Here is a 12,473-nt window from a genome sequence, read left to right as displayed (position 1 = left end):
TTACAGGCCTAGTGGATATGGAGCGAACACGAATGCCGACCGTGATCTGGCCAAGACAGGGCGCGGCGGAACGTTGCGCCGATAGATACGAGGTTCCGGCGCGACATACTCGGAATCGAGCAGTCGCCGCGCGTACACTTTGGGAACGCCCTTGGCGAGGGCCTCCAGGTAAGCCTGTCGGCGATCCACATCCGTCCCGTCCCGCACCTGTTCCATGAGGGTCTTGAGGACCGGAGGCCTACCGACGATGTCGCGGAGACTGGCGTGACCGACCTCATTGCCGATGGCGACGAGACTGTCGAACGCCGCGCGATATTGCCGCCGCCGGTTCCATCGGAAGACGAACTCCTGGAGGTAGATGTCGCGGTGACGGCGGCGGACGCGTGGTAGACGCCCATCATCCACCGCTTCAACAGCGAGAAGACACGGTGTATGCGCTTGAACCAGAGGTGAGCGGGAAGCTTGCCCACGACCTTGGAGGCGTGCTTGCGGTCCGGGATTCCCTGGTAGGCTTGGTTGCCGTCGGTGAAGATCGTCGTGTGGGGAGCGGTGTTGCGCAGGACGAAAGGATGCAGGGATTCCTTGCCGTTGCTGCGGATCGGCTCAAGCCGAATGCGGCCCGACCTTCCCTCGTCGCGCCATTCCACCGCACCGATCACGTTGAGCTTGCCGATGGGGCTGCGGCCTTGTCCGCCACCGACAGGCTCGTCCTTTGTCCGGAATGGAATGCTTGTCTCGTCGATCTCCACGACCTCGTCGTAGCCGCCCAGCTTCTCTCGGTCGGGATTGACCATAGCACGGCGCAGCTTGTGGAGGAGGAGCCACGCCGTCTTGTAAGAGCCGATGCCCAGCTTGGCCTGGAGCTGAAGGGCCGAAATGCCGTTCGAGTGCGTCGTCACCAGGTGCGCGGCCAGGAACCACTGCCGCAGCGGCAGGTGTGTCTTGTGCATGATGGTGCCAGCGATGACCGAGGTCTGTTTGCGGCACGGGATCAGCTCGCCATGTTCGTCGGCCTTGTCGCCACCGCATTCCCAGACCCACGGCTTCGACCGCAGCTTCCAGCCCGTTCGCGATCCGCAGTGCGGGCAGACGAACCCGTCGGGCCAGCGCTTCTTCGCCAGGTACGCCGCGCAGGAGTGGTCGTCCGGAAATTGCAGTTGGAACCGCTCCAGCGAAAGGGGGCGGTCGTATCGCCATCTGAAGACAGACTGGTGGGCCATGCGCCTCAACTAAACCAGGGCGTGCGCCTTGGCGAGCGTCAGCCGCCAGAACCTCAAGATATGGTTAAACCGGAGCTAGAGGGATAAGCCGTATTGCTGATCAACACGACTGCAGCCGCGTCGATGCGATGTTCTCGAATGGCCTCGTTGATGGCGCGAAAGGAAGTGCCGTTGTTCGACGCCAAAAATGCGATGCCAAGCCGCTTTCCGGCGATGGTGCTCGATCGCCTGAACTGCTGCTTGCGCGTTCTCCCGGCCTCGGTCTTCAGCCAGCCAGAGAGTTTGTCGGCGAACGGATTCGATGGACATAACGACGCGATCATATCCATGGTCGACTATAGCGCCACTGGTCGATATTTCTGGTTCATTCGGAGAATGGTCATCTTGATCGTGAGCGGTGTTTTCCTCACACATTGACGAGGTGCGGACATCGCCTTTCATAGAAATAATTCCGTTGTCAAATCCTCCTATTCATATTCCCAACGATCATGGGGGCATGATGACCGACATTCAGTTCTTCGATGGCCACAACGATGCGGTTCAGTTCTTGGCGGAATACCGGTCTCCCGGTCGAGACTTCCTTGTAAGGTCTGACACTGGACATCTCGATCTGCCTCGCGCCATTGAGGGTGGGATGATCGGCGGACTGTTCGCGCTTATGGCGAAGCCTGAACATGCACCCGAGGGCAGTGTTATTAAGACCGACGATGGGTATGAAGTGATCTATCCAGAGAGCTTCCCGCTGTCGGCTGCCAGACCTCAGATTGGTAGGCAGCTTTCGGCATTGAGGGCCGTAGTCGAGCGATCCACCGCGAAAATGCGCTTCGCAACGACTGTTGACGAAATTATAACTGCCAGGTCTCAAGGACAGTTCTCTGTAGTCCTGCACATGGAAGGAGCGGAAGCGGTCGACGCGGAATTCGAATACCTGCACACGTTGTATCAGGCCGGCCTGCGATCCTTAGGACCTGTATGGAGCCGTCCGAATATTTTCGGCCATGGCGTCCAATTCGCATTTCCGCGATCACCGAATATAGGCCCTGGACTGACGCCTCTTGGGAAAGAACTCGTCAAGGTTTGCAATAACCTTGGCATCATGGTCGATCTAGCCCATATGAACGAGGAAGGCTTTTGGGATGTTGCATCATTGAGTAACGCCCCGCTCGTTGCAACACACGCCTGTGCCCACGCTATCAGCCAATCCACAAGAAACCTGACCGACCGACAACTTGATGCCATACGGGATACGGACGGCGTCATAGGTTTCAACCTCGCGGTCTATGACATCCGGGCGGACGCGCATCTCGATGCAAACACTTCTCTCGATACCGTCGTTCGCCACATCGAGTATCTCATCAACCGCGTTGGTGAGGACCGGGTAGCGCTTGGATCAGATTTTGACGGCACCACGGTGCCGAGCCAGATTAAGGATGTCAGTGGAGTGCCGCACCTGTTCAAGGCTATGGGTAGAGCCGGATTTGGTCGGCAAACGATATCGAAATTCGCCTGTGAGAACTGGCTTAGGGTGTTTAGCCTCACTTGGAAGTGATGCTCCGTGCTTCGTTAGCGCTGAGGAACGCACCCCCAGATATTTTCGGTGACGGTAGCTCTGTCGCCCGAAGATTTCGGAGAGCTTCTTCCACTGCTTGTCCGACAGGCGCGCCTGCCCTTGCGACCGCTCAAGCCGCGAATGGATGTCCGTCGGGAAGCCGCGCTGCCAGGTCGTCAACCTCTGGCATTGCAAGGCTTGCTGAATGTCACTTCGGAGATTTCCGGCCGGGTCCATGGCGCTCACTGCCATATCTAAAGACGGCGACCTAAGCCGGAGATAGCAAAAATCGTAAATGCGGCCGGAGGCGGACCTATAGGAGAGTAGGAGTTTCCGACACGGCTTGCTTCTTGGCTACCCAGAGATCGTTCGTCCTCTCCATGAGGATCGACTCAGCCGGATATTTGCGCTGCTGCAACGCGACGAGATCGCCGAGACTCCCATGCATCCACAGGTCATATTCGTCAGGATGTAGGAGCACGGGCATGCGGTTATGGACGGGTGCGACCGCCTCGTTGGCATCAGTCATAGCGCCGGAATAAACCGGCCCCCACTCGTCACTAATTCGCCACAAGCCACCCCATGCAAAAATTGGTTCGTCTTTCATGCTGAACCAGGTTCTGGTCATGCGTCCTTTCACACCCTCCGCTTCCGCGAAGCCAGTCAACGGGATCAGGCATCGCCATTGTGGCTTGCTGGCCAGCCCAACCCACATATACTTCTTCAAATCAGCGATGTTGTTGACTGGCTTCGGCTTTGCGTCGGGTTTCATATCCTTCAGGCGTAGCGGAAAGCCCCACGTCATCGAGCGCATCTCTCGCACGCCGCCATTCTCGATGATCACCGTGCCCGGCGTTCCCGGATAAACCTCTGGCCCAGCGTTCGACTGTATCGGGTTCGGCACTCGAAAATACTCGGCCACCTCGGCGGCGGTTTTGCGGACTGTGTAGAGGTTGCACATTCGACAGACCTTTCGGCAGATGACGCGCGTTGGGGCTAGATAAGCATATTGCTTCGAGTTGCCCAAGCCTTCGAGGGCGGGATGCCGCTTCGCCAGCGGTCGCGGGTATGCAGGATTTCGAAATGGTCCGATGGAGGCGGTTCCCGGAACTGAAACTCGATGACATCCTGGATAGTGCCGTGCAGCCATCGTTCATATTCTTCCGGCTTCAGGAGAGCTGGCATGCGATCGTTGTATGGCCGCACCTTCTCGTTGGCGGTCATCGTCATCCCTGCGAAGACCGGGCCGAATTCGGGAGTGTTTCGGCAAAAACCCGCCCAGGCCATCAAAGGCTGCCTGCTCATCGAAAACCACGCGCGTGTCTTCTCGCCCTTCGGGCCATCCGGGTTAGCGAAGTGCGTCAGCGGGATCAGACAGCGATAACGGGGGTCGACCACAGTCTTATTCCAGAGTGGATTGGTCAGGTCGGCAACTAGGCCGATACGGCCGGGCGGCTCACCGTTGTGGCGCATTTCCGAGGTCTGGCGGGGAAAACCCCAAGTGAGTGATTTCAGCAATCGAAGGCCGTCCTTTTCGATTACGACGATGCCTGTCGCAGCCTCAACCGTTTCGGACGGGACCTCGAAGGAGGGCGGCACATCGATGTGGAAGTGCGCAACGATCTCTTCCATGGATTGTCCGATTACAAACAGGCGCGACATCGCTGATCTCGCTTACTCCGAAACCATGCCCCTAATATCATAAGAACAAATATAGAACAAGAATCGCTGCACTAGCGACAGAAACAACCCCTTGGTCACCTGTTTGATATTACGCCGCCGCGTGAACCTGCGTACCGATCCAGGAGGCACGCTCAATACAACGAGACGCACGCGCGGCGGTGGACGAGGAGCTGGACCCTCAAATCTTAGGGGTACCATCAGCCGAAGGAAAGAGTTCAATAGTCTCGTCCCATTCGTCTTCATCAGTTTCATGGCCGGCCCGCAATATGGATTTGGCCGGGGGTAGGACTGGGCGTGTTTGACCACCAGCCGCTTGGATCACGTCGAAAACTTCTTGAGGCGTGTTGATTACCGGAATTTTCTTTTTGCCGATCAAGAATGCTGAATTGTAGCCGCTGATGTTGACTTCATTTTCTGTAACCTGAAGCGGTCCGGTTGCTCGTTCGCCATCAAAATAGATCGGCCAGTGGTTTTTCGATGACAGCAGGCTCAGAGCCTTATTGGCAGGCCTTTCGACATCTGCAAGAGCCTTTACCTCGACTGGTGTTTGCAATGAAAATGTCTTATCGGCCAGCGTGAGGATCATTGCGTTTGCCGGAGAACTGTTCTCAACTTCAATTGGCTTGAGAACGTTCCGGACGTATAGGACTTCGCTAGCGTTTAACGTCTTGTCGCTCAACGGTGGGGGGCACTGCACTTCCATCGGATTCCCCTTTAGGTTTTCGTAAGCTGGAGACTGCAACCTCACACTTCCACAAGCCGGCTTCCCGGTAAACTAGTCTCTTCGGATTATGGGTAGTTGTCGTTACCGCTGTCGCAGCATTGCCAGGTTCTTCAAAACTGACGCCTGACCACCGTGTTATCCGATCCCGAGTAGCCGGATAGGCGACCCGCTTCTGGCGCGAAAGGGCCGGTTTGGGTTCGGCCCGAAGCCGACATCTTCGGCGGCGACTACGCCTGAAATTCTCTGGAGAGTATGCCCATCATTAGATCGTCATGATTTCGCTTGATCGAACCGTCGGGGCTCCCCCCTGTCTTCGCAGATATCATGCTTGGCAAGCGACTGCCTATTCCGACATCGTCTTCAAGGATCGAAATGTCTCTGGCCGTGGCCGCGTGGCTTTTCGAACTCCACCCGTAGAATTTCGAGGATTTCCTCCCTGGAGTGGCCCTGGGAGCGCAAGTCTACGATCCGCGCGACGAAGCCTCGATGATCTGGAGAAATCTTCAGCTCATTGCATGCATCGGTGACTACGGCCTGGAGGAAATCGAGGTCGTCAATTTCGATTGCGAGATCAGAAAGCAAGCCCAATTCCCACCCCGCAGACAGAGGCAGAGAGTGTCAATATCTCCCAGTTGGCCCCAAAGAGACCAACCGACCCATGATAGCGCGAATGCGTTCGCAATCCAGCGGAATGCAATCTCGAACGATATGATCGTAGCGATCTGCGTATCCGATGTGTCGCTCACACCTTGTCAGCTATCTTTCGTGCCTGAGATATCCGCTCGAATACACGCGATAGCTCCGTGGACTTAGTTAGGCGTTGGTTGGAGCTCAAACGCCAGCTCCTTAGTGTATATCGCACCATAGAGCCCCATCGACGTATCAAATGTGACCTCAATATCACCTTTGACAGGTGCGGCACAGGTCTCCCAATTTGAAGGTGCCTTGTCGGCGGGAAGCCGACGGATTTTAAGATCATAGATGATTGAAACGGCACTACCGTGCAGCCTAATGCCGGACACTCCGCTCATCCTTAGCGTAACAATGGCATGGCGGTCGCAAATGAAGCGGCGTTGCAGATCGAGTTCGTCGGTCATCCGGAATGCGCGGATCGCCAAGAGGACATTACCATTTACAATTTCCAGTCGCTCCAGAGATGCATCATGGAATCTCGGACAGAAGCCGAACCAGTCTATAACGGCTTGTCCGCCAGTGAGAGAGGCAAATAGAGTTTGGTCGTTGTCCCAGTCAGAGGATGACATGTTGCCGTACTCCTAAGGCAGTTGGCTGCTGCAGGTGACAGTGTTTCCTCTGCATATCGATCTCACGCCCAGGTGGTGAGTGGACCGCAAACCTGGGTATTAGGCAATGGAGTTGTGTTTATTTGCCCAAGGCAACAGATCGTCAATCCGGGGTTGCTTGTGGCCATTGGCGATAGCTGTGAGTGTGGCTGTCAGATATGCCAACGGATCGACAGCCTTGAGCATGTTTATGCCGACGTCCTCACAAGGATCATCAACAATCATCCAAATAGCCAAATCGACGACCTGCTGCCTTGGGCCTATGCCGCAAAGCAGGAACTCAAGGCCGTGGCCTGAGATAATGATATATTGCTAAGCAAAATACACTGGGGATCGAAGCATGCTGACGCTCTTTCTAGCTCCTGGATCAAGCTCCATGGCTGCTCACATCGCGCTGCACGAAGTCGGAGCGGAATTCGAAATTCGACCTTTGTCGTTCGCACGACGAGAACATCGTGAGCCTGCATACTTGGCAATCAACCCTGAGGGCAAAGTGCCAGTCCTACTTGTCGATGGAAGGCCCCTCACGGAAGTGGCGGGGATTCTCTTTTATCTAGCCCGTCGCTTTCCCCATGCCGGATTGCTGCCCACAGACGATCCAGAAGCAGAGGCGCGCGTCGTGTCATGGATGTCGTTCCTGGCCTCAACGGTGCATCCAGCACGTCGAAAAGGATTGGAATACGCGATGGATATTTATAGGATCGTTGAAAAGCGCCTTGGCAATCAAGAATTTGTCGTCGGCTCCCGAATGTCTATAGCTGACATCCACTTGTTCCGATTATTCTGGAGGTTCCACAGTTCAGCAAATATCGCGCCTGGTGAACTGCCCGTCTTGCAAGCGCTTTTTGACCGCATCAAGGAGCGGCCCGCTGTTAAAAAAACGTGCGAGATCGAAGAACAGATAGGTTACGAATTGCCTGTCTAGTATCGCAAACCTATCGATCAATAGACCAACAAACGCCGCCTATCGAACTCAAGTCGTGGCCTGCAAACACCGCTTACGATACACCGTGGCAGCGATACGTAATATCTGATCTGCCAATGAGAGCCAGTCGACGATCACAGCCGCTTTACTATCCAAGCTGGCCCTCGTCATCGTAGTCCGGACGAGATGCCTATCAACTAGGGGTCGGAAATAAGCCTTGCGTTACGGAGAGTTTGCAGCGTTAGGCATTAGGTGCATCCTAATGGCACGCTCGCCTTCGTCGTCGTATTGGCGAACAGGAAATTCAATCTTCCAAACAAAAGACCATAAGCGGGCGGCTGAAACGTCAAGATAGCCCAATTGCACGAGTCGAACAGCCAACTGAACATGATCAACTCCAACGATCATGCGGGCGGCGTCATCCACTTGGCGCAAAACATGGAGCATCGCAGCGTGCGTTTTGAAGCCAAACGACGCGGCTAAAGCTTCATCCGCATGCGACGAGCCAATATCGGGATATTCGTTACGGAGTGCCTTCTTTAACGCTGCGACGTTCGCAGCCGAAAATATGAAAGTGGGAGACGGGCGCATAAGACGATCCGCTGTGTAGTGTCGAAGTCCGCCGATTACACATCGACCTTGTTGAACACGGCCGTCTTTAAAATTGCGACATTCACCCTTCAACCCGGCAGCAGGTTCGGCAAGGCACCCAATGCCAAAACATAGCTGCGGGTCAATTGGTTTTCAAGATAATTGACGGGCTGCGGTACAGGGCTTGTGAATAGAACTATTAAAGCCGAATAGGCAACGATTTCGATTTCCGCGACGGTAAGATGCCAGCCTGCTGCCTAAGCATAGGCTAGGCACCAGCCGGGACCGCGAACCCAACATTGCTCGGTCGGCAGCTCATCACTACGGTACAGCCGCGTCACCCTCTTGTGCTCCCCACTCTCGAATGCCGCCGCGAGCGCTATTTCAGATTCCTCATCGCGCATTCCTTCACAGGGGAAAATGGCCAACGGCGAAATCCATTGCGCGTGTAATTCCTCACCCCTACGCGTCACGAGAAACACCGCCCCGCGAAGGTGCATGTTGCTCCAGTTGCTGCTGGTAAATCCAAGATCGGTCGTCAGCGGCAGGACCAGCCTTCCGCCATCATTGAGCCGGTCCAGCCAGATAGCCGCTGGTCGGGTTGCGCCGGCGTTCACATAGATCACATCGGCTGAATCAAAAGCTACGGAGCTGCCATCTCCCTGAACCGCGGAAACGTTCCGATAGGGAGCGAGATTTGCTTTCGCGCGTGCAGCAAGCTCGGGGTCGAACTCGATCGCCGTCACCTTGCCGGATGCGGTAACGAGGTTCGCCATGATCGCAGAATAGTAGCCAGCACCAGCACCAACATGCACGATATGCTCGCCTGCTCGCAGGGCGGCCTGCGAAAGCAAAAAGGCATGAAGTGAAGGTTGTCCATTGTTGATGTGGCGCTCGGGGACGATACCGACAATGTCATCGGTATAAAGGTAGACCGGATCGGCGGTCGGGGTCGGAACATAGTCCCTCCGCATCCGGAAGATCGGCCACGGACCAGGACCAAGGAAATCCTCTCGCGGCACCGCGGCGAAAGCGGTCTCGACGCGCTCATCGACGACCCTGACAGCCGCCGTGATCTGCTGTGCATACGCTTGACGCACGATCTGTAATTCGTCCGGTGTCATAGGCAGAACCACCCGAAATATAGCCCCTGCAAATTTGGGGGCTTGTTTTATCTATTGCTGCGACGAGAGAATAGGTGGTTCCGCGGCAGCCGCAACGTCTCCAAGTTGCGCAAGGCAAGGCCGATGCTGCCGGAGCCTTCCACGTTGATCGCCGTCATTTCAAGCAGTCTGCAGCCCGTTCGTCCTTTTTCGAGACCAATAGGTGCAAACCCCGACTACCGTTGATAAGCAGCGCCCTGTTTTCAACAGGGAGGCGGAAGGCATCGGGGGCTGTTCTCGTCGGCATCTCGCCGCTCCGGTCTACAAAATCCCAATTGTCCTCGGCGTTCAGTGTGTAGATACCGTCGTCGGCGGGCTTCACCAGTATATCTCCAACAGGGAATTCGATTGGTCGCGGAAACTCGTCGTGCGAAGGAAACATGATCGAGACCTTACGGCCGTGTATCGCGTCGATTTCTCCGACATAGACCTCAATGCCATCGAAGCTTTCGTATGTGTGGGTTGCTTGATGGGCTGGAAGTTTTGCGGGGTCGCGTGGAGGCCATGGCACCGTGTAGTTGTCGTTGACGGTCGGCTGAATAAAGATTTGCTTGTCTGCCGTTACACGCGCCGCTCGAATGCCGTTGAAGCTATCGTCGAAGACGATGATTTTCCCGGCATCATCGCGCAGGTAAGCGTGGCCGTAGGCGGTAAACAACAGAAGGTTCAATTCGGGAAGGTCAAAAACTCGGCCAGGTCCACCGGGTGCCACGCTCGCATCCCAGAACATGGATTCGACGGTGCCTGACGATTTCAGGAGATACAGTCCCGAATTATCTGAGATCACCGTCCCGCCGAACCTGGCAACGTAAACAGCCGAAAAAGGGCGCACAAATGGCTTTCCATCGGCGGCAAACAGACGTTGGAAGTGCTTCTCGCCTCTTTTCAGCCGGAAAACGCCGAGCTTCGAGCTCACCCCGACAACATCGCCGTTTGAGGTGTCCGACGCGTATTCGTCACCGTAGTGATTGGGGAATGCGCCGCCAAATGGCACGAAGGTACCTGATTCGTCGATGGTCCACACACCCCCGCGGTTCGAGGGAAATATGATCGCCCGATCCAGCCCGGGGACTGCCACAACTTTCGATGTCATGCGGAAAGATTGGAACATCTCCTTCTCTATCGGAAGGCCGTTGTGGACTGGAACCAGGCAGAGTGGTGAGGAGATGCCGGAGATGCCGCCCCCCGCCGGGATTGCGGGGGAGCTACCGGACCTCATCGGTAAAGAGTCGGCTGCCAATGTTATGGGATGCGTCTGAACGTCGGCCTTCTTGCCAGCAAGACGCTCGGGAGGGCGGGCTCGAAGAGAAGGCTTGGGCGCATCGTCGGCTGACCGAGATGTGAACCACAGGTGGCCGACGTTCCTTAACGCAACTCCCGGCCAGAGGGGAGCGCCAATCAAAGTGAACGCAAGCCCAAACCCAGCAAACGTCAACCAGCGTTTCATGACAAATCCTTGGCCCGAAAATCGTGTGTAATGAATAAGCTACTGAGGGTTCTCGTGTGGAGACCAATCTTCTCGCTCACGCATGCCATCGCCGAGGTGATTCAGGCCATACGTACTGAAGCGCTTGATATCGGAGGGAAATGGGCAGCCCTGAGAATGGCAAGCGAACAAGTCCACTTCTGGCGCGAACCGGTCATGCCTACGGCCACAACCGCCGCCGCATCCCGCCATTTCAATCAACGACCACTGCGGCCCTTAGCGCACCTTAATTGTAATCGGGGAAGACTACCCTCTCGTCATCAGGCGCATCTGCCCACGCACGATAGGCCTCGTATTTCACAGCACCGGACGCAATTCCCTTGACCATGCGACGGCACACCTCGGCAGCCGCCTTCTCTGAAGGGATTCCGCTATCCCGTTCGACCTCTGTCCTTGCTCGATCGGTCATCGCTGCCAACCCATTCTCAGTACATGCTTGGATAATTCGTGAATGGGTCGCCGGCTGTTTACGAATGATAGAAGCGTAGTATTCGAAGGTTTCTCTGTTCCATGCACCGCCATCAGCCCGGGCCAAAGACGGTATCGCGATCGCTGTGATGAGTGCAGCAAAAAATTGAATTCTGTTCTGCAAATAATCCCCCAGGGTTGCGCCGCCAAGAAGAGCAGTTTTTGGATGTGGGCGCAACTGTTCACGCGGGCCGCATGATCGCTGTTGGCGCAAAGCCATCACATCCCAGCCGTGCCTACATCTGCCTACGCAACTTCGTCCTCGCTAGTCTCAAGTGAGCGAGATCGTATTCGAGATTTTGAAGGGCGGCGGACAGCCGATTCCAGCCAACCCGAGCGCGAAGCTTATAAATATCTCACTGGTCGGTCGTCATGGCAGCGCTCTGCATAAAATCGAGGTTATTGACAACAACCAGAAGGCAATCAGAGATAAACTATCTACGCTCCCCAAAAAGATCATTTCACGAGGCGTTCATGAAAGGTTCGACTAAGCCCAAAAGATTGCGGGTCCCAGTGTTCTTCGCGATTTTTGTTTGCTCCTGGTTATTGCTGGGCCTTGTTTCGTCGGCTGTGGTGGTCGGTTCCAATTTCATTCCGTCTGCCGAGTGGTTGGAATGGACAAATCCTCTGCGTGTCATTGTGGGCTCCCTATCCGCCGCGCTTTTTGTCTGGATTGGTTGGAAAGGCGCTGGAATGAGCAAACTGAAACGCGTCCTCGGTGTCATAGTCGGCCCGTTTGTGGGTTATTTTATGGGAAGCAGTATCCTGTTCATTTGGCCGTTGCTACTCCCACTGATCGCAGGCGATGAAGTTGCGCTTCCGTTCAAGGTACTTCGACTAGCCGATCGCTTGGGAAAGAACTGCCACTCTGCAGTGATGTTGGAGGACACGCCTTTTCTTATAGGCCGAGTGTGCAACGTCCCTGATGACATTAGGTTACGCCTGTCACCGGGGATCGGCGTCTTCGTACGCGGCTGGGGAACGCGTCTCGGCGTGTACGCGCATGCCTTGAGCCTGACCTCAACTGACCTCGCTTCACGAAGTTGGCCGCAGAGCCTGACGCACGGCATACCCATGCGCGAAACCCCGCATGGAATTCTTATGAACACCGGTGTTTCCAGTATTTGTCGTTGCTGATGACCGCAATTGACGCTTTCCAGCCTAGTGAAAGTTCCTCGACTTCACCTTGAGCGTATCGATGTGCAGGTCTGGAACTTATCCCGAGCCGGATACTATGCCGAGCCCGTTCCCTAAAGCCCGAGATTTCCGGCAAACCAAGCTCAATGGCTCGGCACAATGTCATTTGTCCGAACAGCCGGTTCGATGCTCTTCAAGAGCAGCACGCCGTCGTCTGAGCCGGAGC

Annotated in this window: 12 protein-coding genes and 3 pseudogenes; 5 read left to right on the top strand and 10 right to left on the bottom strand. The window is 55.6% G+C overall.

The window, feature by feature from the left end:
* Window positions 1-1,220 (bottom strand): annotated as a pseudogene (locus tag AB8B33_RS06695) (IS1595 family transposase).
* Window positions 1,221-1,313: 93 nt separating this feature from the next.
* On the opposite strand from AB8B33_RS06695, the gene AB8B33_RS06690 reads away from it, so the two are divergent.
* On the top strand, window positions 1,314-1,637 hold the full coding sequence (locus AB8B33_RS06690) for a hypothetical protein (RefSeq protein WP_439014758.1): 324 nt from the start codon (window positions 1,314-1,316) through the stop codon (window positions 1,635-1,637).
* A gap of 82 nt (window positions 1,638-1,719) precedes the next feature.
* Window positions 1,720-2,769, top strand: a complete 1,050-nt coding sequence (locus AB8B33_RS06685) for a dipeptidase (protein WP_439014756.1) — start codon at window positions 1,720-1,722, stop codon at window positions 2,767-2,769.
* A 313-nt stretch (window positions 2,770-3,082) separates the two neighbouring features.
* Here the strand turns inward: AB8B33_RS06685 and AB8B33_RS06680 are convergent, their stop codons facing one another.
* The 5 genes and pseudogenes from AB8B33_RS06680 to AB8B33_RS06660 all read right to left on the bottom strand — a co-directional run.
* Window positions 3,083-3,730, bottom strand: coding sequence for an SOS response-associated peptidase (locus AB8B33_RS06680; protein WP_439014755.1), 648 nt, complete (start codon window positions 3,728-3,730; stop codon window positions 3,083-3,085).
* A 35-nt stretch (window positions 3,731-3,765) separates the two neighbouring features.
* Entirely contained in the window at window positions 3,766-4,401 is a 636-nt protein-coding gene (locus AB8B33_RS06675) for an SOS response-associated peptidase family protein (protein ID WP_439014754.1), read from the bottom strand.
* A gap of 229 nt (window positions 4,402-4,630) precedes the next feature.
* Window positions 4,631-5,155 (bottom strand): hypothetical protein, encoded by a 525-nt coding sequence (locus tag AB8B33_RS06670; protein WP_439014753.1) that lies wholly within the window; start codon window positions 5,153-5,155, stop codon window positions 4,631-4,633.
* 830 nt (window positions 5,156-5,985) lie between these two features.
* A complete protein-coding gene (locus AB8B33_RS06665; RefSeq protein WP_439014752.1) occupies window positions 5,986-6,438 on the bottom strand; it encodes a hypothetical protein in 453 nt (150 codons plus the stop codon).
* 99 nt (window positions 6,439-6,537) lie between these two features.
* Window positions 6,538-6,654: pseudogene (locus AB8B33_RS06660) on the bottom strand (transposase domain-containing protein); the annotation flags it as partial.
* A gap of 15 nt (window positions 6,655-6,669) precedes the next feature.
* Here AB8B33_RS06660 and AB8B33_RS06655 point away from each other — a divergent pair.
* Both AB8B33_RS06655 and AB8B33_RS06650 read left to right on the top strand, forming a co-directional pair.
* A pseudogene (locus AB8B33_RS06655) lies at window positions 6,670-6,774 on the top strand (transposase domain-containing protein); the annotation flags it as partial.
* Between the two features lie 43 nt (window positions 6,775-6,817).
* Window positions 6,818-7,402 (top strand): glutathione S-transferase family protein, encoded by a 585-nt coding sequence (locus AB8B33_RS06650; RefSeq protein WP_439014751.1) that lies wholly within the window; start codon window positions 6,818-6,820, stop codon window positions 7,400-7,402.
* 222 nt (window positions 7,403-7,624) lie between these two features.
* Here the strand turns inward: AB8B33_RS06650 and AB8B33_RS06645 are convergent, their stop codons facing one another.
* From AB8B33_RS06645 to AB8B33_RS06630, 4 genes are all read right to left on the bottom strand, one after another.
* Window positions 7,625-7,993, bottom strand: coding sequence for a hypothetical protein (locus tag AB8B33_RS06645; protein WP_439014750.1), 369 nt, complete (start codon window positions 7,991-7,993; stop codon window positions 7,625-7,627).
* A 257-nt stretch (window positions 7,994-8,250) separates the two neighbouring features.
* Complete coding sequence (locus AB8B33_RS06640; RefSeq protein ID WP_439014749.1) at window positions 8,251-9,117, bottom strand: protein-L-isoaspartate O-methyltransferase family protein; 867 nt, start codon at window positions 9,115-9,117, stop codon at window positions 8,251-8,253.
* 154 nt (window positions 9,118-9,271) lie between these two features.
* Window positions 9,272-10,603 (bottom strand): hypothetical protein, encoded by a 1,332-nt coding sequence (locus tag AB8B33_RS06635; protein WP_439014748.1) that lies wholly within the window; start codon window positions 10,601-10,603, stop codon window positions 9,272-9,274.
* Window positions 10,604-10,868: 265 nt separating this feature from the next.
* Window positions 10,869-11,330, bottom strand: a complete 462-nt coding sequence (locus AB8B33_RS06630; RefSeq protein WP_439014747.1) for a hypothetical protein — start codon at window positions 11,328-11,330, stop codon at window positions 10,869-10,871.
* A gap of 254 nt (window positions 11,331-11,584) precedes the next feature.
* Here AB8B33_RS06630 and AB8B33_RS06625 point away from each other — a divergent pair, with 254 nt between their 5' ends.
* The gene (locus AB8B33_RS06625) at window positions 11,585-12,247 is read left to right on the top strand and encodes a hypothetical protein (RefSeq protein ID WP_439014746.1); all 663 of its coding nucleotides are present in this window, start codon (window positions 11,585-11,587) and stop codon (window positions 12,245-12,247) included.
* Window positions 12,248-12,473 lie beyond the last annotated feature (226 nt).

The organism is Rhizobium sp. 768_B6_N1_8, assembly GCF_051811225.1.
Lineage (GTDB): Bacteria > Pseudomonadota > Alphaproteobacteria > Rhizobiales > Rhizobiaceae > Rhizobium.
Note: the sequence above shows the minus strand (reverse complement) of the source record. Positions and strands in the feature narration are given on the sequence as shown.

What these genes read in the sequence shown, in the direction of transcription:
- AB8B33_RS06685 (WP_439014756.1), top strand. Translation starts at nt 1,720, where the DNA reads ATGACCGACATTCAGTTCTTCGATGGCCACAACGATGCGGTTCAGTTC.
- AB8B33_RS06680 (WP_439014755.1), bottom strand. Translation starts at nt 3,730, where the DNA reads ATGTGCAACCTCTACACAGTCCGCAAAACCGCCGCCGAGGTGGCCGAG.
- AB8B33_RS06675 (WP_439014754.1), bottom strand. Translation starts at nt 4,401, where the DNA reads ATGGAAGAGATCGTTGCGCACTTCCACATCGATGTGCCGCCCTCCTTC.
- AB8B33_RS06670 (WP_439014753.1), bottom strand. Translation starts at nt 5,155, where the DNA reads ATGGAAGTGCAGTGCCCCCCACCGTTGAGCGACAAGACGTTAAACGCT.
- AB8B33_RS06665 (WP_439014752.1), bottom strand. Translation starts at nt 6,438, where the DNA reads ATGTCATCCTCTGACTGGGACAACGACCAAACTCTATTTGCCTCTCTC.
- AB8B33_RS06650 (WP_439014751.1), top strand. Translation starts at nt 6,818, where the DNA reads ATGCTGACGCTCTTTCTAGCTCCTGGATCAAGCTCCATGGCTGCTCAC.
- AB8B33_RS06645 (WP_439014750.1), bottom strand. Translation starts at nt 7,993, where the DNA reads ATGCGCCCGTCTCCCACTTTCATATTTTCGGCTGCGAACGTCGCAGCG.
- AB8B33_RS06640 (WP_439014749.1), bottom strand. Translation starts at nt 9,117, where the DNA reads ATGACACCGGACGAATTACAGATCGTGCGTCAAGCGTATGCACAGCAG.
- AB8B33_RS06635 (WP_439014748.1), bottom strand. Translation starts at nt 10,603, where the DNA reads ATGAAACGCTGGTTGACGTTTGCTGGGTTTGGGCTTGCGTTCACTTTG.
- AB8B33_RS06630 (WP_439014747.1), bottom strand. Translation starts at nt 11,330, where the DNA reads ATGGCTTTGCGCCAACAGCGATCATGCGGCCCGCGTGAACAGTTGCGC.
- AB8B33_RS06625 (WP_439014746.1), top strand. Translation starts at nt 11,585, where the DNA reads ATGAAAGGTTCGACTAAGCCCAAAAGATTGCGGGTCCCAGTGTTCTTC.